Genomic DNA, 24429 nt, shown 5'->3' with positions numbered 1-24429 from the left:
ACATGGTCTAAAGCTGTGCTTGCGAAGATGGTCCGAAAAAGGGCAAAAGGCCGCACAGACCGTTTTCGGCAACGGTCCGTTTTCAGTTGACGAGACGGCCCTCAACCGAAGTATGTAGCGGATGCACAGCCCAAATCCAGACATGTCTCAGCTGTTCGCGGACCGTCAGGCCCAGCGCAGCGCCCTGCATAATCGGCATTTGAACGAGCAGTTCGTTCGGGTTCTGAAGACCATCGGCTATGATGTCGGCTTCCAGAAGGGGCAGGGACAGTACCTCTACGACCGCGACGGGGCGCGCTATCTCGATCTCCTGTCCGGGTTTGGCGTGTTTGCGATCGGACGCAATCATCCCGTCATGCGCGAGGCGCTCAAGAGCGTGCTCGATGCGGAGCTGCCTAACCTCGTCCAGTTCGACGTCTCGGTGCTTGCCGGCGTGCTTGCCGAGCGGCTTTTGAAGTACGTCCCCTATCTCGACAAGGCGTTCTTCGCCAATTCCGGCGCCGAATGCGTCGAAGCCGCGATCAAGTTCGCCCGCGGCGCCACCGGCCGGCCCGGGATCGTCTATTGCGCCCATGGCTATCACGGCCTGACTTATGGCGCCCTGTCCCTGACGGGTGATTCGAATTTCCGCACCGGCTTCGAGCCGCTGCTGCCGGGCTGCACCTCAATCCCGTTCAACGATCTCGCTGCGCTCGAAAAGGCGCTGGCCTCGCGCGAGGTGGCGGCCTTCGTCATCGAGCCGATCCAGGGCAAGGGCGTCAACATGCCCACCGACGAGTTCCTGCCGGGTGCGGCTGCGCTCTGCAAGAAATACGGCACGCTGTTCGTCGCCGACGAGATCCAGACCGGCATGGGCCGCACCGGCCGCTTCCTCGCGGTCGAGCACTGGAACGTCGAGCCCGACATGGTGCTGCTGTCGAAGTCACTGTCCGGGGGCCACGTGCCGGTCGGCGCCGTGCTGACGCGCAAGAGCATCTTCGACAAGATCTTCAACCAGATGGACCGCGCTGTGGTGCACGGCTCCACCTTCTCCAAGAACGACCTCGCGATGGCCGCCGGCATCGCCACGCTCGACGTCATGGAGTCCGAGAAGCTGATCGAGGCCGCCGCCAAGCGCGGTGCCGAGCTGCGCCTCGCGCTCACGCGCATGGTGCCCGGCTACGAGCTGTTGAAGGAAGTGCGCGGCAAGGGCCTGATGATCGGTGTCGAGTTCGGTCCGCCGAAGTCGCTGCGGCTCCGCGCGTCCTGGAACGTGCTGGAAGCCGCCAACAAGGGCCTGTTCTGCCAGCTCATCACCGTGCCGCTGTTCAAGGATCACAAAATCCTCACGCAAGTCGCCGGCCATGGCAGCCACACCATCAAGCTTCTGCCGCCGCTCACCATCACCGAGGAGGATTGCGGCTGGATCGAGCGCGCCTTCGACGACGTCATCGCCGGCAGTCACAAGGTCCCCGGCGCAATCTGGTCGCTCGGCAAGACGTTGGTGGACAACGCGGTGCGAAGGTCTGCGTAAGGCCTCTGCTGCGGCCTGATGTCGCGACGTGCGACCTGCTGAAGCAGTCCGTCTCCTGAAATTCCAAATCGACACTTATTTTCCGGCATTGACCTGACCGGGAGAGGAGTGGGCGATGCCTTTGACTGGCGGCTGTCATTGCGGCGCGATCCGCTATGAAGTGAACGGCGACATGATGGTGCACGCGCTCTGCCATTGCGCGGATTGCCGCCGCCACTCCGGGGCACCGATGGTCGGCTGGGCGATGTATTCGCTCAAAGCGGTCAAAGTCGTGCGCGGTCAGCCGAAGATCTATCAATCATCCGAGCATGGACGACGGCTCTTCTGCGCCGATTGCGGCACGGGGCTGTTCTACATCAACGAAAACCTGATGCCTGATATCATCGATATCCAGAGCGGCACCTATGATGACCCCGATGCAGTTCCGGCGACGATGCACATTCAGGTCGCTGAGCGGATTGGCTGGATGGAGCGGGCTCACGAACTGCCCGTCTTCGAACGATTTCCTCCGCTCGAATGACTGCATGCGCAGAGGCTAACCCGTTATCGCCGCCTCGAACTTCTCGACGAATTCGGCAAGCTCGTCGGCGGCGAGATCGCTGACGGCCCAGAAGTTCAGGCCGCGATTGCCCCAGCGCCGGCAGTTGAAGCCCTGCATGGTTTCGGTCTTGGGCGCGCGGTATTCCGCATTCGATGTCTGCGACACGAACAGATTGACCACGTGCTGGCGGCGCTTGTAGACGACCGCACCGATGGCACGTGCGTCGATATAATCGAGCCTGCCGCCGACCAGCGTAAAACCTTGCGCGGTGAGGTCGATCACGGGCGGGGCGACGTCAAGCTTGCCGTTGAACCACGGCTTCACCGTATGCTGGTCGGTCGAGACCACGTCAATGAGGTGGCCGGCCTGGAGCGAGCGGAGATGCGCGGAGACGACCTCCGACAGGATGCGCTGCTGGTCGTCCTGGCGCAGCACCACCGCGACGACGCCAGAGGCGGCGAGCGCGGAGACTGCCGAGCCCATCGCAAAGCCGCGCAGCACGGAGCGGCGGCTCGGTTGTTGGCGCTGCGGCTGCGGCAGCGAAGCCTCGATCCGGGTGCGCAAACTCGTCGGAGCGGTGTAGCGCAAATCGGCGTCTGCGAGTACGCGCTGCATGTCGCGTTGTGCCAAAAACTCCGCAGCGCAGGCCGGGCACCTGGCGATATGGGCTTCGACCTCGCGCGCATGGCCGGCATCGAGCTCGTTGTCGAGCAGCGCGTGAAGCAGGATCCTTGCGTCGTCGCAGGTCATCTTGCTTGCTCCTCTTCCGCCGTCCAGGCCGCGCGCAGCATGGCGCGGGCGCGGGCGAGGCGGGACATCACGGTGCCGACGGGCGCGCCGACGGCGTCGGCGATTTCACGATAGGACAGGTTGTTGATCTCCCGCAGCACGAATGTTTCCTTGAACGGCTCGGCGAGCGCGTCGATCAGCTTGCGGACCGCGCCTGCATCGCGGCTGCGCAGCACTTCGGTTTCGGGGCTTGCCTCGGTCTCCTGCCAGATCGGCGTCTGCTCGGCAGCGCCGGGCGTATCCTCGATCGGGCTGTGCCTATGCGCGCGCCGTGCGTATTCGGCGTTGCAGACGTTACGCAGGATCGCGAACAGCCAGGGCTTCATCGCCGGCCCGCGATAGCTGTCGAAATGCTTCAGCGCGCGCAGATAGCACTCCTGCACCGCGTCTTCGGCGTCGGAGGCGTCGCGCAGCAGATAGCGCGCGAGCGTGTAGACGTCATCTAGATGGGGCAGCGTCGCCTCGCGGAAGTGCTGCGCCCTCTGCAGATCGTCGCTCACGGGCATCGCTCCTCGCTTTGCCACTTGTTCTGCTCGTTGCTTGGTTTCTTCGCCGTTCGTTTCGTCCCTTTGTGTGATCGAGGGCACACCAGCCCGGCCGGCGTGGGACCACCGGCCGGGCAAGACGTTGATGCCTTGGTTCGAGATGTTACTCAACCTTGATCATCCCCGTCATTTGCGGGTGCAGCGAACAAAAATACTTATAGTCGCCCGCATTGGTGAAGGTGAACGAGAACTTGTCGTCAGTGTCCAGCGTCTTGGACCTGAACTTGCCGGCCGACACCACGGTGTGCGGGATGTCGTCCCGGTTGGTCCAGGTCACGGTGGTGCCGACCTTGATCTTGAGCTCGGCCGGCTGGAAGACGAAATTGTCGATATGCACCTCAATGTCGTCGGCACGGGCGGTTGTGACGGGCAACAGGACGGCCGCGGCCAAAGCGAGACCGAAGTCGACACCGAAGTCGCGGCGATTGAGTGTCTTCATTGTCAGCTTCCGTTAGCCCTGCATCAACCCTGGAGCGGCGTATCGATGATCGCGAGCCGCTGCTCGTTCTGCTTGAAGTTGATGCTGGCAACGCCAAGCATGGCGCGGAGCTTTGCGTCTTCGACCTTCATCGGTCCGGGCGAGGGTGCGGCTCCCGGCGCCGGCTGAGGGAAGGCGGTGGAGCGTGCAGTGTGGAAGGTGACGTTGCCCTCGACCTTCTGCATCACCTGATGGATATGGCCGTTCAGCACGGTGACCGAACCAAAGCCTTTCACCTGTTCCAGCGCGCGAGCGCCGTCCTCGGTGCCCCAGCCCCATTCGGGGTAGACGGTCCAGAGCGGGATGTGGGCGAACAGCACGATCGGCGTCGATTTCGACTTGCCGCGCAGGTCGTCCTCGAGCCAGGCGAGTTGCTCGGCGCCGAGATTGCCGAGACCGCCGGCCTTGAGATCGATGACATTGACGAGGCCGATGAAGTGTACGCCGCCGGCGTCGAACGAATACCAGCCCTGGCCCTTGGTGCCCCGGCCGTAGCGCTCGCGATAGAATTTTACTTCCTCGTCGAGGAAGTCATGCTCGCCGGGCACGTAGTGCACGTCCAGTTTGCTCTGCGAGATGATACGATCGGCGTTGTCGAATTCGGCGGCCTTCGACAAATGAGTAATGTCGCCGGTATGGATCATGAACGACGGCTTGGCCGGCATCGCGGTGATCTTGTTGATGGCCTCCTCCAGCGTGCCGAGCGCGTTTGGGTTGGCCGGCTTGTCGAAGCCGACGTGGCTGTCGCTGATCTGGAGGAACGTCATGCCGGACGCAGCCGCGGTCGCGGCTTGCGCGGAATCGATGATGCCGAGCGAGCGCGGGACCCCGCCCGTGATGGTCCAGAGCACTCCGGTGCCGGCCCAGGTCATGCATTCCAGCACCTTGCGGCGGCTGACGCCGTCGTCGCCGTGATCGTGTCCGCTCATCGCGCGTCTCCTCTCACCCGGAATTGGGCTTCGGGGAGGTGATTGGCGGAGGGACGGATTTATTCCTGGAAGAGATGACGTTTTCGTGAGCGAGGGGGGCGTGTCAGGAGGCGCGGCGCCGCGTCCGGGAGCCGCGATCTCTAACGCGCATCCTCCAGGATCATCGTCGCGCCTTTCTCCGCGATCATCGCGGTCGGCGTGTTGGTGTTGCCTGAGGTGATCGTCGGCATGATCGAGGCATCGACGATGCGCAAGCCTTCGAGACCGTAGAAGCGCAGCCGCTCGTCCACCACGGCCATCGGATCGCTCACCGCGCCCATTTTCGCGGTGCCGACGGGATGGAAGATGGTGGTGCCGATGTCGCCGGCGGCTTTTGCCAGCGAGGCATCATCGTCGCCGACGGAGGGGCCTGGCAGATACTCGCTCGGGCGATATTTTGCCAGCGCCTTCTGCTGCATCAGACGGCGGGTGGTACGAATGGCGTCGGCGCCGACCTGACGGTCGTCGTCCGTTGAAAGATAATTCGGCGCGATGATCGGCTTCTCGTTCGGCGTCGCCGAACGCAGACGAACGGTGCCGCGCGATGTCGGCTGGAGATTGCAGGCGCTCACCGTGATCGCGGGGAAGCGGTGCAGGGGATCGCCGAACTTGTCGAGCGACAGCGGCTGCACGTGGAATTGGATGTTGGCGCGCGCGCGCGTTGCATCGGAGCGCGTGAAGATGCCGAGCTGCGACGGTGCCATGGTCAGGGGACCGCGGCGGCGGAAGGCGTAGTCGAGCCCCATCAGGCCGCGTCGGACCAGATTGTAATAGGTCTCGTTCAGTGTGCGCACGCCCTCGACCTTGTAGATCGCGCGCTGCTGGAGATGGTCCTGGAGATTGCGACCGACGCCGGGCTCGTCCATCACGATGTCGATGCCGAGCGGGGACAGCCAGTCGGCGGGCCCGATGCCGGAGCGATGCAGCACCTGCACTGAGCCGATCGCCCCTGCCGAGAGGATCACCTCGCGTTTCGCACGCGCCTCGATGATCTCGCCATTCTGGATGAAGCGCACGCCGACGGCGCGGCGCTGCTCGATGATCAGACGATCGACCAGCACATGCTTCTCGAGCCGCAGATTCCGGCGGTTCAGTGCTGGCTTGAGGAAGCCGCGCGCCGACGACCAGCGCCGGCCGCGCTTCTGATTGACGTGGAAATAGCTGGTGCCTTCGTTGTCGCCGGTGTTGAAATCCGGAATGCGCTTGATGCCCATCTCCTCGGCAGCGTCGCCAACGGCGTCGAGAACGTCCCAGGACAGCCGCGGCGCCTCAATGCGCCAGCCGCCTCCGGTGCCGTGATGCTCGCTGGGACCGAGGAAGTGATCCTCGAGCCGCCTGAACAGCGGCAGTACGTCATCATAACCCCAGCCTGTCATGCCGAGCTGGCGCCAGTGATCGTAATCGGCGGCCTGTCCACGCATCGAGATCATGGCGTTGATCGACGAACAGCCACCGATCACCTTGCCGCGGGGATAGGCAAGCGAGCGGCCGTTCAGGCCGGGCTCGGCCTCGGTCCTGAACATCCAGTCCGAGCGCGGATTGCCGATGGCGAAGAGATAGCCGACGGGAATGTGGAACCAGATCCAGTTGTCGTCGCCGCCGGCTTCGAGAACGAGGACGCGATTGCTGGAATTGGCCGACAGCCGGTTGGCGACGATGCAGCCCGCCGTGCCGGCCCCAACGACAATGTAGTCAAACTCACCTTCGAGCCGCCTTGGCATTCTGCTTCCACCCGGATGGTCACTTAACGTTCCGTCCTAATAGGCAGACGCGGCGGATCGGGACAAGCCCGGCCATGCCGGGCGAGCAGGGCAAGACCCCGATCGCCGGCAGTTGGGTGGACTGGTGCTTGCATGGTAGACAGTCCTGTATTTTCAATAAGGCTTGAGACCCTCCATGCCCATCGTGAACCGCGTCGCCGACCTTCAACCCGATATTCAGGCCTGGCGCCGGGACATCCACCAGCATCCTGAGCTGCTCTATGACGTCCACCGCACCGCAGCATTCGTCGCGGACCGCCTGCGCGAATTCGGCTGCGATGAGGTCGTGACGGGCATCGGCCAGACCGGCGTGGTCGGCGTGATCAAGGGCAGCAAGCCAGTCGGCGAGGGCCTCAAGGCCATCGGCCTGCGTGCCGACATGGATGCGCTGCCGGTCGAGGAACAGACCAACCTGCCCTACGCTTCGAAAACCCCCGGCAAGATGCACGCCTGCGGCCATGACGGCCACACCGCGATGCTGCTCGGTGCTGCGCGTTATCTCGCTGAGACCCGCAACTTCGCCGGCGATGCGGTGGTCATCTTCCAGCCGGCTGAGGAGGGCGGCGCCGGCGGCTTGGCCATGGTCAAGGACGGAATGATGGAGCGCTTCGGCATCGAGCAGGTCTACGGCATGCACAACGGTCCGGGCATTCCGGTGGGCTCGTTCGCGATCCGGCCAGGTCCGATCATGGCGGCGACCGACGAGGTCGATATTATGATCGAGGGCCTCGGCGGCCATGCCGCGCGGCCGCACAGATGCGTCGATTCCGTTCTGGTCGGCGCGCAGGTGATCACGGCGCTGCAGTCGATCGTCGCGCGCAGCGTCGATCCGCTGGAGTCGGCCGTGATCTCGATCTGCGAGTTCCACGCGGGCAATGCCCGCAACGTTATTCCGCAAACCGCGATACTGAGGGGCACCATCCGCACGCTGTCGCCGGAGGTGCGCAAGCTGGTCGAGAAGCGCGTGCACGAGGTGGTGGCGGGCGTGGCGCAGATTACCGGCGCCAAGATCGATCTGCACTACAAGCGGAATTATCCCGTGGTGAACAACCACGCCGCGGAGACCGAGATTGCGCGTCGCATCGCCGGGCAGGTAGCGGGCGAGGCTAATGTGCTCGAGATGTCACCGCTGATGGGCGGTGAGGATTTCGCCTATATGCTGGAAGCGCGCCCCGGCGCCTTCATCTTCTGCGGCAACGGCGACAGCGCGGGCCTGCATCACCCCGCCTACAATTTCGACGACGGGGCGATCGTTTACGGCACGTCGTACTGGGTCAAGCTGGTCGAGGAATCGCTCGCGGCAGCGTAACGCCAAACGCAAGGTCAAGCCGAAAGCGCACATGAAAAGGGCCCGTGCATCGCACGGGCCCATTGTCTTTGAGTGACGTGATCGGCTTCAGAAGACCCGCGAGAAGATCACGTAGAGCGTGGCCGACAACGCGATCGCGCAGGGCAGCGTCAGCACCCATGCCATCAGCAGATTGCGGATCGTCGGCCATTGCAGGCCCGAGCCGTTGGCGGCCATGGTGCCCGCGACGCCGGACGACAGCACGTGGGTGGTCGAGACCGGCAGGCCGAACACGTCGGCGGCGCCCTGCGCGTAGGTGGATGGGTCTTGCCGATCTTCTCACCAACCGTGATGACGATACGCTTCCAGCCGATCATGGTGCCGAGGCCGAGCGCGATGGCAACAGCGACCTTCACCCAGGTTGGGATGAACTTCGTGGCGGCGATCGAGCGAGCCCTTGTAGGTGTTGAGCAATGCGACGTCGTCCTTGCTGAGATGGTTCGCCTTGTCCTTCATCAGGAAGCGGATGGCTTCCGAAGTCATGTGCATGTCGTTGCGGGTGTTGCCCACTTTCTGTAAGGGCGATTGTCCCCGATGGATTTGAAGGCTGGATGACAAGCGGCGCCTGAAAGGCGTTTTCCCGCCTGTATTTAGGCGGCGCGCGCGGCTTTCCTCTGCAAGCCGGCAACGATCTTCAGGTCTTCAACAAAGCGCCGATATTCCAGCACCTTGGCTTCCGGATCGGGCAGCCGGAGCAGATAGGACGGGTGCACGGTCACCAGCGCCTTGTGGCCGTCGGGAAGGTCGATCAGCCGGCCGCGGTTTTTGCCGATCGGGGTGATCTTGCCGAACACGCTTTGCGCGGCCGTGGCGCCCATCGCCACGATAAGATCGGGCTGGATTACTGAGACTTCCCGCTCATACCACTGCCGGCAGGCGCGGATTTCCGGCGTCGCCGGCTTCTGATGCAGGCGGATTTTGCCGCGCGGCACGAATTTGAAGTGTTTCACCGCGTTGGTGACATAGACCTTCTTGCGGTCGACGCCGGCTTCCGCCAGTGCCCGGTCGAGCATCTGGCCGGCGGGACCGACGAAGGGGTGGCCGGCGAGGTCTTCCTTGTCGCCGGGCTGTTCGCCGACCAGCATGATATTGGCGGACTTCGGGCCTTCGCCGAACACGGTCTGGGTGGCGTCCTTGTAGAGATGGCAGGCCCGGCAGTGGGCGGCCTCCTCGCGGAGCGCTTCGAGATCGTCGGTTGCGGTCTTGCGTCTCATCGGAGCCTCCGGCCGCTTTTGAGGCTTGTGCGGATCGGTTGCGGCATTTGCGATCATGGCGCCGGCCATGCGTTCGGCGTCCTCGATCAGAGGCTTAATGATCGAAGCCTCGGGCAGGTTCCTCCAATATTTCTTCGGCATCTCCGTTTGCATCGCCTTCACCTTCAGGCGGGCCGGATTGAAGATGCTGGCGTAGTAGTGCCGCCAGGTTTCCTCCAGCCGGTCTTCGCTCGGCGCCTCACTCTTGCTGACGCCTGATGTGAACGAGAGCGCGTGGCCATCCCAATGCGCGCACAAATCGGGCGTCAGGATCGACCAGGGCATGTCTGCAAAGCGCTTGGCGAAGAACGGCGCGGCAAGCTCGACGATGTGATGCTCCGGCTCGAACCAGGCGACATAATGTGCTTCGCGTTCCCTGCCGATCTCACGGAAGCGCACGAAGGCATGCATCTTGTGCTCGTCGCGGTAGACCGCCTTCGCCATGGCCGTGACTTGCGCGACATCGGGATCGGTCGCGACCTCGATGAGGTCGTGATTGTTCTTCAGCCGAAACAGCAACCGATAAAGGATCGCGAAACGTTCGCTGTCGCGATTTAGGATCGCGGCCTTGGCGAGTTCGACGAATTTTGCCGGCACGTTGAAGGTGCTATCGCTGCCATCCGGCAGCGGAGACGGCGAGGGCGGCGCGAACAGCTCCGCTTCACCGCCCTGCACGACCCAGGTGACGTCGGCCGGCTTCACCTCGTGAAGCACGAGCGCACGGGCGGCTTTGCGCCAGCCGTCGAAATCGGTTTCGGTGTCGAGAGTAATGAACTGCATCAGAAGCCAAACCCCAGTTGCGTTGCCTTCGGCTTGAACCGCTCGATCAGCCGGGCCTCGTCGAGGCGATGCCGCGGGGGCCGGTGATCGCTGAGGACGATGAACGGCAGCGCCTTGTTCCGGGGCACACGCAGCCGCGCGAGATCGGCGACGCGGATCGTGGTCGTGCGGCGCGTCGCGATGATGCGCTCGACCGCCTTGGTGCCGAAGCCCGGCACGCGTAACAATTCCTCGCGGCTGGCGCGGTTGACGTCGAGAGGGAAGCGGTCGCGGTGGCGCAGCGCCCAAGCGAGCTTTGGATCGGTGTCGAGCGGCAGCATCGCGCTGTCGTCGACGATCTCGCCGACATCAAAACCGTAGAACCGCATCAGCCAGTCGGCCTGGTAGAGTCGATGCTCGCGCAGCAAGGGCGGCGCGCGCAGAGGCAGTGCGCGGCTGGCATCGGGGATCGGGCTGAACGCGGAATAGTAGACGCGCTTCAGTTTGTATGAGCCGTAGAGATTGGCGCTAGTGTGAAGGATGGTGTGGTCGGAGGCCGCGTCGGCGCCGACGATCATCTGCGTGCTTTGGCCGGCCGGCGCGAAGCGCTGCGGCTTGGCTTTCGTTTTCGCGCTGCGGCTTTCTTCGGCCTCGTCCAGCTTCAGCCGCAGCCGGCCCATGGTGCGGCGGATCGCGCGCACGTCTTTCTCGGGCGCGAATTGCTGCAGGCTCGTTTCCTGCGGCATCTCGATGTTGATGGAGAGACGGTCGGCATATTTGCCGGCCTCGGAGATCAATGCATCGTCGGCCTCCGGGATCGTCTTGAGATGGATGTAGCCGCGGAAATGATGCTCTTCGCGTAGTTTTCGCGCGACGCTCACCACTTGCTCCATGGTGTAGTCGGGGCTGCGGATGATGCCGGAGGAGAGAAACAGCCCTTCGATGTAATTGCGCCGGTAGAAGTCGAGCGTCAGCTTGACCACTTCGTCGATGGTGAAGCGGGCGCGCGGCACGTTGGAGGAAGCGCGGTTGACGCAATAGAGGCAGTCGTAATTGCAGGCGTTGGTCAGCAGCACCTTGAGCAGCGAGATGCAGCGGCCGTCCGGCGCGTAGGAATGGCAAATGCCCATGCCGGGCGCGGTCGAGCCCATGCCCTTGCCGTCGCTGGAATCCCGCCTCTCGGTGCCGCTGGAGGCGCAGGACGCGTCGTACTTGGCGGCGTCTGCCAGAATCTCCAGCTTACGTTGCACGTCCATACCTAAAACCCTTTGATTCGGCTTATGAATCCCGAAGAGTGCCAATTCGATTGACTCCAAGGGCGCCGTTAGCTTTATATTAGAACATATCATGAACAATTGAGCCAGTCGTTGGTTCTCCTTTTTGAGAGCCACCGGCAATCACCCTGATGGAGCGGCGAGCATGAGCGGCGCACGAAGAAGCGCGCTTGCGACCTTGCGCGGCCAGATCGAGCGCATCGAGACGGCGGAGGTCGTGCATCATCGCGACCGCGTCGCGCTCGGCCATAGCGAGGCCGACAGCGCGCTGAAGGGCGGGCTCGCGCGCGCGGCAATCCACGAGGTGTTTTGCGATGGACGTCATGGCGCGGCCGCGACGGGCTTTGTCACCGGACTTGCGGGGCGCGTGACGACACGCAAACCGCTGCTGTGGGTGCGGCAGGATTTTTCAGAAATTGAAACCGGCGCGCTGTCGATGAGCGGGCTCGCCGAGATCGGTCTCGATCCGCGCCGCATGGTGATGGTGCGCGCCGCCGACGTGGAGAGTGCGCTACGGACTTCGGCCGATGCGCTCGCCTGCGACGCGCTGGGTGCCGTCGTGCTCGAGCTCTGGGGTGAGACCAGGCAGTTCGATCTCGTGGCGAGCCGCAAGCTGACATTGGCCGCGCAGTCTTCAGGCGTGACCGGCCTGTTGCTGCGGATGGCCGCGCAACCTTTGCCCTCGACCGCAGAGACCAGATGGATGCTGCGCGCGGCGCATTCGCCACCGGGGCCGGTGTGGAGTGCCTGGGGCGCGCCGCGCTTCGATGCCGAGCTCCTGCGCAATCGTCATGGCCCGTGCGGCCGGTGGATCATGGAATGGAAATGTGATGAGTGCCAGTTCTCTGAATCGTCGGCGTATCCTCAGCCTGTGGCTGCCGCGCCTGCCCATCGACCGGATCCAGCGGTTTTTGCAAATGGGCAGCGGCTCGCCGGATGAGCCCAGCATCGTCGTTGCCAAGGACAACAACGCGCTGGTGATCCATGCACTGGACGAGGCCGCCGAGCGGCTCGGTCTGCATATCGGCCAGCCCCTGGCCAATGCCCGGGCGATGTGTCCGGATTTAAAGGTGTTCGACGCTGATGCCGTGGCCGATGCGAAGACGATCAGCGACATCGCCGACTGGTGCGATCGTTTCACGCCGCTGGTGGCGCTCGATCCGCCGCACGGATTGTTCCTCGACATCACCGGCTGCGCGCATCTGTTCGGCGGCGAGGCTGCGCTGTTGCAGACCCTCGTCCGGGCGCTTGGGCGGCAAGGTTTTGCCGTCAGCGCGGCGATCGCCGGCACCTCGGTCTGCGCGCGCACGCTGACGCGGCAGGCATCTGGTAGCATCGTTGCCGATGGCGGGGAGGCGGCGGCGATCAGCCGGTTTCCCGTGTCCGCGCTCGGCGCGGGCGAGACTATCAGCACCGGCCTGCGACGCGCCGGCCTGAAAACCATCGGTGATGTCGCCTCGCGCACGCCGAGCGAAATCACGGCGCGGTTCGGCGCACGATTCTCCACGCTGCTCGCGCATGCGCTGGGGCAGGGCGATGCGCCGATCAATCCACGAAAGCCGCTGCCCGATTACATCGTGGAGAAACGCTTTGCCGAGCCGATCGCGACCGACACAATGATCGCGATGACGCTGTCGCGGCTCGCCGACACGTTGATCGCATCGATGGAGAAGCAGGGCAAGGGCGCGCGCCGGCTCGAGGCCGCCTTCTTCCGCACCGACGGCGCGGTGCGCGCGATCATGGTCGAGACCGGGCGTCCCGTGACACGAAGTGCGGTGGTCGACCGGCTGTTCCGCGAGCGCCTCGATGCGCTCGCCGATCCCCTCGATCCCGGTTTCGGCTTCGACATGGTGCGGCTGTCGGCAAGCCGCACCGAGATCGTGGTGCAGGAGCAGCGCGATCTCGATGCCCATGTCCACGACAATGACGAGCTTGCCGCGCTGATCGACCGCATCGCCGCGCGCATCGGCGGAAAGCGGGTCGTCGTGCACCTGCCTGAGGATACGCATATCCCCGAATGTGCAGTGCTGGCCGCGCCGGCGCAACATCATCTAGCCGTGGCCTTGCAGGCCGAATGGCCAGCGCGCACCGAGAGTGAGCCGCCGCTGCGCCCCTTGCGGCTGTTCGACAAGCCGGAGCCGATCAATGTGCCGTTCGCGACCGTGCCCGACGGCCCGCCGCATCAATTCACCTGGCGCCGCGCGCTGCATGCGGTGGTGCGGGTGGAAGGCCCCGAGCGCATCGCTATGGAATGGTGGCGGCAGGACGGCAAGCAACTGACGCGGGATTATTTCCGTATCGAGGATGCCGAGGGCCTTCGCTTCTGGATCTTTCGCGACGGTCTTTACGAGGGGGAGTGCTTCGATGACGACGGCAAGCCTGCTCCTCCCGGTTGGTATGTGCACGGTCTCTTCGCATGAATACGTCCGCTTATGCCGAGATCGGCATCACCACGAATTTCTCCTTCCTGCGCGGCGGCTCGGATCCGCGCGCCTATGTGCACCAGGCCAGTATCCTCGGCATTCCCGCGCTCGGCATTGCCGATCACAACACGCTCGCCGGCGTGGTGCGCGCCTACAAGGAGCTCGACAATGACGCGGTGCTGCACAAGCCGAAGCTTCTGATCGGCACGCGCATCGTCTTCATCGACGGTACGCCCGATATTCTGGTCTATCCGCGGGACCGCGCTGCCTATGGCCGGCTGTGCCAGCTTCTCACCAGGGGCAAGCGCGGCGACGACATTACGCGGATCGAGAAGGGCGAGTGTCATCTCACCTTCGCCGACCTCCTTGCGTTTTCCGAAGGCCAGCTCCTGATCCTGACGCTGCCGCATCGCTTTGATGCGACGCAAGCGCAGGACATTCTCGCCAAGCTGAAGGCAAGTCGGGCCGAGGGCGTGTGGCTGGCAGCGAGCCTGGTCTATCGTGGTGACGACCGGCGCCGCCTCGCGCAGCACGATGATCTCGCCATAAAAGCAAAAGTGCCGCTGCTTGCGACCAACGAGGTGCTCTATCACCATCCCGCGCGCCGTGCTCTGCAGGACGTGCTGACCTGCATCCGGGAAAAGACCACGATCGAGGCGGTCGGCCGGAAGCTGGAAGCCAATGCAGAGCGGTTTCTGAAGACGCCCAGGGAGATGGCGCGGCTGTTCCGCGATTTTCCTGAGGCTATCGCGGAGACCATGCGCTTTGCGGACAAGATCACCTTTTCGCTCGATCAGCTCAAATACCAGTATCCGGACGAGCCGGTGCCGCGGGGCAAGACCGCGCAAGGGCACCTGGAGGATCTGACCTGGGCCGGTGTCGACAAATATTTTGGCGGCAAGATCGACGAGAAGCTGCGCGCGACGCTCAACAAAGAACTCGCGCTGATCGCCGAGCTGAAATACGCGCATTACTTTCTCACCGTGCACGACATCGTGCATTACGCGCGCAGCCAGAACATCTTGTGCCAGGGGCGGGGATCGGCGGCGAATTCGGCGGTCTGCTACGTGCTCGGCATCACCTCGGTCGATCCGACCAAGGTCGATCTGCTGTTCGAGCGCTTCATCTCCAAGGAACGACTGGAGCCGCCCGACATCGACGTCGATTTCGAGCATTCGCGGCGCGAGGAGGTGATGCAATATGTCTATCGTCGTTACGGCCGCCATCGCGCCGCGATCATCGCTACCGTCATTCATTATCGCCCGCGCAGCGCCATCCGCGACGTCGGCAAGGCGCTAGGCCTGACCGAGGATGTCACCGCCGCACTCGCCGACACCGTCTGGGGCAGCTGGGGCAAGGGCCTCAACGACATGCAGGTCAGGCAGGCCGGCCTCGATCCGCAAAATTCCATGATCAACCTCGCGGTCGAGCTCGCGACCGAGTTGATCGAATTCCCGCGTCATCTGTCCCAGCATGTCGGCGGCTATGTGCTCACGCAAGACCGGCTCGACACCTATGTGCCGATCGGCAATGCCGCGATGGACGATCGCACCTTCATCGAATGGGACAAGGACGATGTCGACGCGCTCAGCATGATGAAGGTCGACGTACTCGCACTGGGCATGCTGACCTGCATCCGCAAGTGCTTTGATCTGATCGAGCAGTACAAAGGAAAACGCTGGGTGCTGGCGAGCGTCCCGCAGGACGATCCCAAGGTCTACGACATGCTCTGCGATGGAGAGTCACTCGGCGTGTTCCAGGTCGAGAGCCGTGCGCAGATGAACATGCTGCCGCGCCTGAAACCGCGGACCTTCTACGATCTCGTCATCGAGGTCGCTATCGTGCGGCCGGGACCGATCCAGGGCGATATGGTGCATCCCTATTTGCGGCGGCGGAACGGCCTGGAAAAAGTGAACTATCCATCGCCGTCACCGGATCATGGCGACAAGGATGAGCTTTACAGAGTGCTGCACAAGACGCTCGGCGTGCCCTTGTTCCAGGAGCAGGCGATGCGAATCGCAATCGAGGCCGCAAAGTTCACGGCCGAGGAGGCCAACGGCCTCCGCCGTGCGATGGCGACGTTCCGCAATGCTGGCACCATCGGCACCTTCGAAGACAGGATGACCAGCAACATGATCGCGCGCGGCTATGCGCCTGATTTCGCCAGAAACTGCTTCGAACAGATCAAGGGTTTTGGCAGTTACGGCTTTCCGGAGAGCCATGCCGCAAGCTTCGCGCAGCTTGTCTACATCTCCTCATGGCTGAAGCATTATCACCCTGATGCCTTCTGCTGCGGCCTGCTGAACTCGCAGCCGATGGGCTTTTACGCCCCGGCGCAGATCGTCAGCGACGCCCGCAAGAACGGCGTCGAGGTGCGCGACATCGACGTGTCCTACAGCTTTGCGCAGAATACGCTGGAGGAGGGGAGCGGCAAATATTGCGCCGTCCGCCTGGGCTTCCGCCAGATCGACGGTTTCCATTGGCTCGATCAGGATGAGGAGAGGCTGAAACGTTCTCAATTGTCATTCCGGGGCGCGCAAAGTGCGACCCCGAAATCCAGGCCAAGTGGCGCGCTAGGGAATGACGATGTGCGGACAGCCCAGGACTGGGCCGACCGCATCGTCGTCGCGCGCAACCGCCGGCCCTTCACCTCGCTGGAAGACTTCGCCCGCGACACCGGACTGCCCAAGCGCGCGCTGATCCTGCTCGCCGATGCCGACGCGTTCCGTTCGCTCGGGCTCGACCGCCGGGAGGCGCTGTGGCAGGTGCGGCGCCTGCCCGACGATGTGCCGTTGCCGTTGTTCGAGGCGGCCACCGCACGCGAGCAGCCGGACGAGCACGCAAAACCGTTGCCGGTGATGCCGCGTGCCGAACAGGTGGTCGCGGACTACCAGACCATTCGCCTTTCACTCAAAGGCCATCCGATGGAATTTTTGCGCGAGATGTTTACGCACGAGCGCATCGTCGCCTGCAAGGACATCAATCATGCCAACGAGCGGCGCCGCGTCCGCTGTGCCGGCGTGGTCCTGGTACGGCAGCGGCCGGGCAGCGCCAGTGGCGTCGTGTTCATGACACTGGAGGACGAGACCGGCATCGCCAATGTCGTGGTGTGGCCCAAGATCATGGAGCAGTACCGCAAGGAGGTGATGGGCGCGCGCCTCATTCTGGTCGAAGGCTACGTCCAGAGCAGCCCCGAAAAGGTGACGCACCTCATCGCCCAGCGCATGATCGACCGCTCGCACGATCTGGTCGGCCTCGCCAACGACGCCCTGAGCCGCAAGCATTCGATGCCGGCCGGCGCCGCCACGATTGAGCCGCTCAATGACGACCCCCGCGCCCACGCGGATGCGCCTGCGCAAAAACTCCGCCATCCCCGCAACGTTCGCATCCTGCCGCCGTCGCGGGATTTCCATTGAAGGCTGTAGCGCGGGCTTGTCGCCACGCCGTCATTGCGAGCGCAGCGAAGCAATCCAGACTGTCACCGCGGAAAGACTCTGGATTGCTTCGCTGCGCTCGCAATGACGATCATGTTCTAAAAATTCACCCGGCTCGAGATCGCGCCATCCACGACCAGATTGGAGCCCGTGGTGAACGACGACACCGGGCTTGCCAGAAACACCGCCGCACTCGCGATCTCCTGCGGCGTCGCCATGCGGCCGGTCGGATTGCGGCTCAGCGCATCCTCGTAGCGTTTTGGCATGTTCTGCTCGACGTATTCCAGACGCCGCCCTTGAAATAGACCGTGCCGGGCGAGACCACGTTGACGCGGATCTTCTTCTTCGCGTACTGCCGCGCCAGCCCCTTCGCCATGTGGATCAGTGCCGCCTTGATCGGGCCGTAGGAACTCGCCGTGTCCGCTTGCGCCGCGGAGATCGAGGAGATGATGACGAAGGCGGCGTCGCCGCTGCTCGCACCGCTGGCCTCGAGGAACGGCCGTGCGGCGTCGAACGCATGCACGGCGCCGAGCAGGTCGAGCCGAAAATTCTGCTCCCACGATGCGGCATCATGGCCCTGCGCCATCGCGCCCGCGTTGGAGAACAGCATGTCGATGCCGCCAAGCTCCTTTGCGGCATTCTCGATCCAGGATTTCAGTGCCGCGCCGTCGGTGACGTCGACCGGGCCGCCGGTCGCGCGGATCCCGCTGGCCTTCAACTCCGCGACGGTGGCGGCAACCTGATCGGCGTTGCGTGCACACACCGCGACATTGGTACCTTCGCCGGCCAGCGTCGCCGCAATCGCCCGCCCGATGCCGCGGGTGCCGCCGAGCACGATGGCGTTCTTGCCCTTGAGACCGAGATCCATTGTTGGCTTTCCTTTTTGTTGGTCGCAGCGAGTGTAGCTGTTTCGAGGGACGCCCAAAAGCCTCCACATCGTCGTTGCGAGGAGCTCTTGCGACGAAGCAATCCAGACTGTCACCGCGGAAAGATTCTGGATTGCTTCGTTTCGCTCGCAATGACGGTGTGGAAACAGCGGGCCTCACTCCGGCGCCGCCCCCACCGGCGGGCCGCCGGGCGGACGGTGCAGGAATGTCAGCGAGACGTAGGCGCCGGCCCAGGAGCCGATCGCGGCGAAAGCCACATAGAAAGCATTTTCCGTGTAACTGATCACCGCGTAGGAGGAGAGCAGGTACCAGACCGCGCTCCAGTTCGCCGCGGGCACACGCTTGCGCGCGATCACGGCCGAGGTGAACATGACATAGACCGCGTCGGTTGCCGCCGTTGCGATGAATACGGCGCCTGCGGTGAGGGGATCGATGGCGGCCATTGCGTTCCTCTGTGCTAATGCAAGGTCGCAAAGCTAGGGGAGAGAAGCGGCCATGCAAAGCCCTGCCAGCATTCTCAGCGATATCTGGACTTCCGCCGGCGGCGACGCCGCCGCGCTCGCGCGCGTGCGGCTAACGGGCGAGGAGCCGCAAATCCCGTCCTCCTTCCGCGTCGCCGTCGCCGGCCAGACGACGATCGCCGCCGCCGGCCTCGCCGCCGTAGAAATCTGGCGATTGCGCAGCGGCGAAGTGCAGGATGTCTCCGTCGACATGCGCCATGTCGTCGTCGAATGCCGCTCCGAGCGCTATTTGCGCGTCGATGACAAGCCGCCGCCACCCGCCTGGGACGCCATCGCCGGCGTCTACAGGACCGGCGACAACCGCTTCGTCCGCTGCCACACCAATTTCCCGCATCATCGCGACGCCGTCTGCAAGGTGCTCGGCTCCGAACCCGAGCGCGAGAAGGTGCAGGCCGCATTGATGCAATGGAAGGGCGAGGATTTCGAGACTGCGGCCTATGCCGCGGGCGGCGTCGTTGCCCTGATGCGTTCCTACGACGAATGGTCGGCGCTGCCGCAGGCCCGCGCCCTCGCCGAATTGCCGCTGGTCTCGATCGAGAAGATCGGCGAAGCCCCGCCGAAGCCGTGGCCGCAAGCACTGTCGACCGGCGATCGTCCGCTCTCGGGCCTGCGGGTGCTCGATCTCTCTCGCGTCATCGCGGGCCCCGTCGCCGGCCGCACGCTCGCCGCGCACGGCGCGGATGTGCTGCTCGTCTCAGGCCCCGAGCTGCCGGCCATTCCGTGGCTGACCATCGACACCGGCCGCGGCAAGCTCACCGCCTTCATCGAGCTGAAGAGCGAGGCGGGCAGAGCGCAGATGAGGGCGCTGTTGAAGGACGCCGACATCTTCTCGCAAGGCTATCGCCCGCGCGCGCTCGCCGCTCTCGGCTTCGCGCCGGAGGACGCAGCGAAAATCAATCCCGGCATCGTCTACGTGACGCTGTCGGCCTATGGCAATGCCGGTCCGTGGGCCGAGCGACGCGGCTTCGATTCGCTGGTACAGACCACGACCGGCTTCAACCATGCCGAGGGACAGGCCGCCGGCATCGATGGACCGAAGGAATTGCCGGCGCAGATGCTCGACCACGCCACCGGCTATCTGATGGCGTTCGGCGCGATGATGGCCAAGGCCCGCCAGGCCTGCGAAGGCGGCAGCTGGCACGTGCGCGTGTCGCTGGCGCAGACCGGGCGCTGGCTGTGGAATCTCGGACGGCTCGAAGGTGGCCTGAACACCCCGGATATTACGGGGGACGCCGTACATGCTGCATTCATCGAGAGCGTGCCATCTGGCTTCGGCACGTTGAAGGCGGTGCGCCATTCAGCACTGCTGTCGAAGACGCCGGCGCAATGGAGCCGTCCGGCGATGCCGCTCGGCAGTCATCCGGCACAGTGGCCGGTGAGAAGCTGACGCGGAGCTTACTTGGAGCTGACGCGTCGCAAAATTTTAACGCAAACCGAAAGGCGCCCGGCGTTTTTTAGGTTGTTTGAAATCACAATTCAGCACTATTAGCGCGACCGATAAGGCAGGCATCCGCCGGTATCGTCGCAGACATGACCGGGCCCAATGGTAGTTGAAAATACCAAGCGATTGCAGGTGCTTACAAAACGGCGGGTGATTACATCCGTAGTTTTACTAGCTCTCGCCGGTGCCGGGGCCTACGGCTTCCTCCGTGTGGGAGCCAAGGAGAAGAGCCATTCCGAGATTTCCAGCCAGTCGCGCAGGAATGCGCAGAACTTCACGCCGACGCCGTCGGAATGGGCGACGCTGACGATCGAGCCGGTCAAGGCCAAGACCTTTCGCGCCGAGTATGTCACGGAGGGCAAGGTCGCGGTCGACGAGGACCGTTCGACGCCGGTGTTTTCGCCCTATGCAGGCCGGGTGACCAAGCTGCTCGCCAAGCCCGGCGAGATGCTGAAGCAAGGTCAACCGCTGTTCACGATCGAGGCCGCCGACACGGTGCAGGCCCAGAACGATTTCATTGCGGCGATGAGCTCGCAGAATAAAGCGAAGTCGGCGATCGATCTTGCCGACATCCAGTTCAAGCGCGCCAAGGACCTTTACGAGGGCCGTGCCATCCCGCTGAAGGACTATCAGCAGGCGGAAGCGAACCAGGTTCAGGCGCAGAACGACATGCGCTCGTCGGCGACGGCGCTGGAGGCCGCGCGCAACAAGCTGCGCATCCTCGGCTTCACCGACGAGACCATCAAGGTCTTCCAGGACAAGGGCGTCATCAATCCGGAAGTCACGATCTATTCGCCGATCGCGGGCACGGTCGTGCAGCGCAAAATCGGCCCCGGCCAGTACGTTAATTCCGGCGCCAGCGATCCGGTCTTCGTGGTCGGCGACCTCTCCACGGTCTGGCTCACCGCCTTCGTGCGCGAGAGCGATGCGGCTGCCGTGTGCATCGGGCAGGACATCAGCGTCAACGTGATGGCGCTGCCGGGCCGCCCCTTGACCGCCAAGATCAACTACGTCGCCGCCGCGATCGATCCGAGCACCCGCCGCCTACTGGTCCGCGCCACCATCGACAACAAGGACGGCCTGCTGAAGCCGGAGATGTTCGCCAATGTCACGATCTATGCGGCTGGCGACCGCGCCGCGCCAGCGGTGCCGAAGCAGGCCTTGATCTACGAAGCCGACAAGGTCCGCCTCTGGGTCGCACGCGAGGACAAGTCGGTCGAACTGCGCGAGATCAAGATCGGCCTCATCAATGGCAACCTCGTCGAGGTCACCAGCAATCTGAAGCCCGGCGAGCAGGTCGTCACCAAAGGCAGCCTGTTCATCGACCGCGCGGCGTCCGGCAGCTGATCGACTACCAAGAAAAAGAGCTGAATGGATCGCCTCGTCGCCCTTGCCGTCAACCGGCGCTTCCTGATGGTCGGGATGTTCGTCGCCGTGCTCATCGGCGGCCTGATTGCGTTCAACCAGCTCAACATCGAGGCCTATCCCGATCCGACCCCGCCGATGGTCGACATCGTGACGCAGAGCCCGGGTCTCTCGGCGGAAGAGATCGAGCGCTACATCACGATTCCGATCGAGACCCAGGTCGCAGGTCTGAAGAACCTGACGACCATTCGCACCATCTCGCTCTACGGCCTCTCCGACGTCAAACTGCAGTTCTCCTTCGCCTACACCTATGACGAGGCGCTGCAGCAGGTCTTGAACCGCCTGGCGCAGCTCGCGCCGCTGCCCGGCAACGTGCAGCCGCAGATCTCGCCGCTCAGCCCAATCGGCGAAATCTTCCGCTACCGTCTCGTCGGTCCGCCGAACTACAGCGTGCTCGACCTCAAGACCATCCAGGACTGGATCCTGCAGCGGCGCTTTCGTGCCGTGCCCGGCGTGATCGACGTCACCGGCTGGGGCGGCAAGAGCAAGACCTACGAGCTCCAGGTCGATTTCAACAAGCTCGTTGCCAACGGCCTGACGCTGCCGCAACTGCTCCAGGCGGTCGGCAATTCCAACGTCAATGTCGGCGGCAACACCGTCAATATCGGTCAGCAATCGGCCGTGGTGCGCGGCGTCGGCCTGATCCGCTCAATCGACGACCTCGCCAACACCATGGTGGCGCAGATCAACGGCAATCCGGTGCTGGTCAAGGACGTCGCCACCGTCACCGTCGGCCAGAAGCCCCGTCTCGGCATTGCGGGCCTCGACGAGTCCGACGACATCGTGCAAGGCATCGTCCTGATGCGCCGTGGCGAACAGAGTTCGCCAACCATCAAGCGTGTCCACCAGCTCGTTCAAACCATCAACGACTCCAGCATCCTGCCGCCCGGCGTCCGCATCGAGCGCATCTACGACCGCGGGGACCTGATCGACCTCACCACCCACACCGTGCTGCACAACATGGTGATCGGCATTCTGCTGATCGTGCTGCTGCAGTGGATCTTCCTCGGTGATCTCCGCAGTGCGCTGATCGTCGGCGCCACCATTCCGTTCGCGCTGTTCTTCGCGGTGATCATCCTGGTGCTGCGCGGGGAATCGGCGAACCTGCTGTCGGTCGGCGCGATCGATTTTGGTCTGATCGTCGATGCCACCGTGATCATGGTGGAGGCGATCTTCCGACGCCTGACGCAGACGACGCCGATGTCGGAATCCGAACAGATGTCGTCCGAGACGCTGTTCGGCATGAAAAGTCACGCCATCCTCAGCGCGGCGGCCGATGTCTCGCGCTCGATCTTCTTTGCCGCGGCAATCATCATCGCGGCCTTCCTGCCGCTGTTCACGCTCTCCGGCGTCGAGGGCAACATCTTCGGGCCGATGGCCCGGACCTATGCCTACGCGCTCGCCGGCGGGCTGCTTGCGACCTTCACCGTCACCCCGGCGCTATCAGCGATCATCCTGCCCGCGCATGTCAGGGAGACCGAGACCAGGGTAATGCTGATCCTGCACCGGATCTACATGCCGGTGCTGAATTGGGCGGTCGCCAATCGCGGCATCATGCTCGGTGGCGCGCTCGGCCTCGTGTTGATGACGGTTGCGCTCAGCCGGTTGCTTGGCCTCGAATTCCTGCCCAAGCTGGAGGAGGGCAATCTCTGGATACGTGCGACGCTGCCGCCGACCATCTCGCTCCAGGAAGGCAACTCCTACGTCAACGAGATGCGCAAGGTGATCCGCGCGCGGCCTGAAGTGGAATCCGTGGTGTCGCAGCACGGCCGTCCCGATGACGGCACCGACGCTGCCGGCTTCTTCAACGCCGAGTTCTTCGCGCCGCTCAAGCCCGCCAGCCAATGGCCCGGCACCCGCGACAAGGAAGAGCTGACTGCGCAACTGCTCAAGCAGCTCGACGATCGCTTCCCCGGCGTCGAGTTCAACTTCTCGCAATATCTCCAGGACAATGTCTCCGAGGCCGTGTCCGGCGTGAAGGGTGAGAACTCGATCAAGCTGTTCGGCAGCGATCTCCAGGCGCTGACCGACACCGCCAACAAGATCAAGTCGGTGCTGGCAACCGTGCAGGGCGTCACCGACCTTGCGGTGTTCACCTCGCTCGGGCAGCCGACCATCCAGATCGACATCAACCGTGCCAAGGCCGCGCGCTATGGCCTTGCGCCGGGCGACATCAACGCCACCATCAAGGTCGCGATCGGCGGCGACACCGCCGGCGACATCTATGAGGCGGGAAGCGATCGCCACTTCCCGATCATCGTTCGCCTTGCGCCGGAATTCCGCAGAAGCGCCGAGGCGATCCAGAATTTGCGGATCGGCGCGCCCGGACCGAACGGCACCGTCACGCAGATCCCCCTCAGCGAGGTCGCGACCATCAGCCTCGTCTCGGGCGCGGCCTACATCTATCGCGAGCAGCAGGAACGCTACCTGCCGATCAAGTTCTCGGTGCGTGAGCGCGATCTCGGCAGCGCGATCCGCGAGGCGCAGCAGAAGATCGCCGCTCAGGTGCAGCTGCCGCCCGGCGCGCACATGGACTGGGTCGGCGAATTCGGCAATCTCCAGGACGCGATCCGGCGATTGTCGATCGTGGTGCCGATCTCGCTCGCGCTGATCGGCATCCTGCTCTGGTTCAATTTCGGCTCGATGACCGACACGCTGCTCGCCATGAGCGTGATCCCGATGGCGATCTTCGGCGGCGTGCTCGGTCTCTTGATCACCGGCACCGCCTTCAGCGTCTCGGCGGCGATCGGCTTCATCGCGCTGTTCGGCATCGCCGTGATGGACGGCATCATCATCCTGTCGCAGTTCAATCAGCTCATCGAAGAGGGCATGGACCGCATGAGCGCGGTGATACGCACCGGCGAACTGCAGCTTCGCCCCGTGCTGATGACCTGCGTCGTCGCCGGGATCGGCCTCTTGCCGGCGGCGCTATCGGAAGGCATCGGCTCGCAGGTGCAGAAGCCGCTCGCGGTGGTCGTGGTCACCGGCATGATGCTGGCCCCTGTCGTGATCCTGGTGACACTGCCGGTCCTGATCTCCTTCTTTTCCCGCCGCGCGCGCTGACGCCGCC

17 protein-coding genes and 2 pseudogenes are annotated in these 24429 nt (G+C 63.9%); 9 read left to right on the top strand and 10 right to left on the bottom strand.

Annotated features, from left to right (window positions below; translation table 11 throughout):
* Positions 1-121: 121 nt before the first annotated feature.
* Both hpnO and IVA88_RS07050 read left to right on the top strand, forming a co-directional pair.
* Positions 122-1513, top strand: a complete 1392-nt coding sequence (hpnO, locus tag IVA88_RS07055) for an aminobacteriohopanetriol synthase HpnO (RefSeq protein WP_247496556.1) — start codon at positions 122-124, stop codon at positions 1511-1513.
* A 115-nt stretch (positions 1514-1628) separates the two neighbouring features.
* Positions 1629-2033: a GFA family protein gene (locus IVA88_RS07050; RefSeq protein ID WP_247496555.1), complete on the top strand. Its 405-nt coding sequence runs from the start codon at positions 1629-1631 to the stop codon at positions 2031-2033.
* 15 nt (positions 2034-2048) lie between these two features.
* Here IVA88_RS07050 and IVA88_RS07045 read toward each other — a convergent pair whose 3' ends face one another.
* The 5 genes from IVA88_RS07045 to IVA88_RS07025 all read right to left on the bottom strand — a co-directional run bounded on the left by IVA88_RS07045 (position 2049) and on the right by IVA88_RS07025 (position 6555).
* Entirely contained in the window at positions 2049-2804 is a 756-nt protein-coding gene (locus IVA88_RS07045) for an anti-sigma factor (protein ID WP_247496554.1), read from the bottom strand.
* Positions 2801-3349, bottom strand: coding sequence for a sigma-70 family RNA polymerase sigma factor (locus tag IVA88_RS07040; RefSeq protein ID WP_247496553.1), 549 nt, complete (start codon positions 3347-3349; stop codon positions 2801-2803). The genes IVA88_RS07045 and IVA88_RS07040 overlap by 4 nt, the downstream gene beginning before the upstream one ends.
* 142 nt (positions 3350-3491) lie before the next feature.
* Complete coding sequence (locus IVA88_RS07035; RefSeq protein WP_247496552.1) at positions 3492-3827, bottom strand: cupredoxin family copper-binding protein; 336 nt, start codon at positions 3825-3827, stop codon at positions 3492-3494.
* A gap of 23 nt (positions 3828-3850) precedes the next feature.
* The gene (locus IVA88_RS07030) at positions 3851-4795 is read right to left on the bottom strand and encodes a metallophosphoesterase (protein WP_247496551.1); all 945 of its coding nucleotides are present in this window, start codon (positions 4793-4795) and stop codon (positions 3851-3853) included.
* A 140-nt stretch (positions 4796-4935) separates the two neighbouring features.
* The gene (locus IVA88_RS07025; RefSeq protein ID WP_247496550.1) at positions 4936-6555 is read right to left on the bottom strand and encodes a GMC family oxidoreductase N-terminal domain-containing protein; all 1620 of its coding nucleotides are present in this window, start codon (positions 6553-6555) and stop codon (positions 4936-4938) included.
* Positions 6556-6730: 175 nt separating this feature from the next.
* Here IVA88_RS07025 and IVA88_RS07020 point away from each other — a divergent pair, with 175 nt between their 5' ends.
* Positions 6731-7903: a M20 aminoacylase family protein gene (locus IVA88_RS07020; protein WP_247496549.1), complete on the top strand. Its 1173-nt coding sequence runs from the start codon at positions 6731-6733 to the stop codon at positions 7901-7903.
* An 87-nt stretch (positions 7904-7990) separates the two neighbouring features.
* Here IVA88_RS07020 and IVA88_RS32355 read toward each other — a convergent pair.
* From IVA88_RS32355 to IVA88_RS07000, 3 genes and pseudogenes are all read right to left on the bottom strand, one after another.
* A pseudogene (locus tag IVA88_RS32355) lies at positions 7991-8452 on the bottom strand (inorganic phosphate transporter); the annotation flags it as partial.
* Positions 8453-8532: 80 nt separating this feature from the next.
* On the bottom strand, positions 8533-9975 hold the full coding sequence (locus IVA88_RS07005) for a UdgX family uracil-DNA binding protein (RefSeq protein ID WP_247496548.1): 1443 nt from the start codon (positions 9973-9975) through the stop codon (positions 8533-8535).
* Positions 9975-11210 carry a putative DNA modification/repair radical SAM protein gene (locus tag IVA88_RS07000; protein ID WP_247496547.1) on the bottom strand — a complete coding sequence of 412 codons (1236 nt, stop codon included), beginning with the start codon at positions 11208-11210 and terminating at the stop codon, positions 9975-9977. The genes IVA88_RS07005 and IVA88_RS07000 overlap by 1 nt, the downstream gene beginning before the upstream one ends.
* A 163-nt stretch (positions 11211-11373) precedes the next feature.
* On the opposite strand from IVA88_RS07000, the gene IVA88_RS06995 reads away from it, so the two are divergent.
* Genes IVA88_RS06995 through IVA88_RS06985 form a run of 3 tightly spaced genes read left to right on the top strand, consistent with a single transcriptional unit; the run spans position 11374 to position 17067 of the window.
* Complete coding sequence (locus IVA88_RS06995) at positions 11374-12168, top strand: DNA repair protein (protein ID WP_247496546.1); 795 nt, start codon at positions 11374-11376, stop codon at positions 12166-12168.
* Complete coding sequence (locus tag IVA88_RS06990; RefSeq protein ID WP_247496545.1) at positions 12059-13648, top strand: DNA polymerase Y family protein; 1590 nt, start codon at positions 12059-12061, stop codon at positions 13646-13648. Before IVA88_RS06995 ends, IVA88_RS06990 begins: the two co-directional genes overlap by 110 nt.
* The gene (locus tag IVA88_RS06985) at positions 13645-17067 is read left to right on the top strand and encodes an error-prone DNA polymerase (protein WP_247496544.1); all 3423 of its coding nucleotides are present in this window, start codon (positions 13645-13647) and stop codon (positions 17065-17067) included. Before IVA88_RS06990 ends, IVA88_RS06985 begins: the two co-directional genes overlap by 4 nt.
* 116 nt (positions 17068-17183) lie before the next feature.
* Here IVA88_RS06985 and IVA88_RS06980 read toward each other — a convergent pair.
* Positions 17184-17953: pseudogene (locus IVA88_RS06980) on the bottom strand (SDR family oxidoreductase).
* Between the two features lie 174 nt (positions 17954-18127).
* Positions 18128-18415 carry a hypothetical protein gene (locus IVA88_RS06975; RefSeq protein ID WP_211379005.1) on the bottom strand — a complete coding sequence of 96 codons (288 nt, stop codon included), beginning with the start codon at positions 18413-18415 and terminating at the stop codon, positions 18128-18130.
* A 52-nt stretch (positions 18416-18467) separates the two neighbouring features.
* On the opposite strand from IVA88_RS06975, the gene IVA88_RS06970 reads away from it, so the two are divergent.
* From IVA88_RS06970 to IVA88_RS06960, 3 genes are all read left to right on the top strand, one after another.
* Positions 18468-19880 (top strand): CoA transferase, encoded by a 1413-nt coding sequence (locus tag IVA88_RS06970; protein WP_247496543.1) that lies wholly within the window; start codon positions 18468-18470, stop codon positions 19878-19880.
* 156 nt (positions 19881-20036) lie between these two features.
* A complete protein-coding gene (locus IVA88_RS06965) occupies positions 20037-21281 on the top strand; it encodes an efflux RND transporter periplasmic adaptor subunit (protein WP_247496542.1) in 1245 nt (414 codons plus the stop codon).
* Between the two features lie 24 nt (positions 21282-21305).
* Positions 21306-24422: a CusA/CzcA family heavy metal efflux RND transporter gene (locus IVA88_RS06960; RefSeq protein WP_247496541.1), complete on the top strand. Its 3117-nt coding sequence runs from the start codon at positions 21306-21308 to the stop codon at positions 24420-24422.
* The last annotated feature ends 7 nt before the right edge of the window (positions 24423-24429 follow it).

Source organism: Bradyrhizobium sp. 149 (genome assembly GCF_023073915.1).
GTDB lineage: Bacteria > Pseudomonadota > Alphaproteobacteria > Rhizobiales > Xanthobacteraceae > Bradyrhizobium.
Note: the sequence above shows the minus strand (reverse complement) of the source record. Positions and strands in the feature narration are given on the sequence as shown.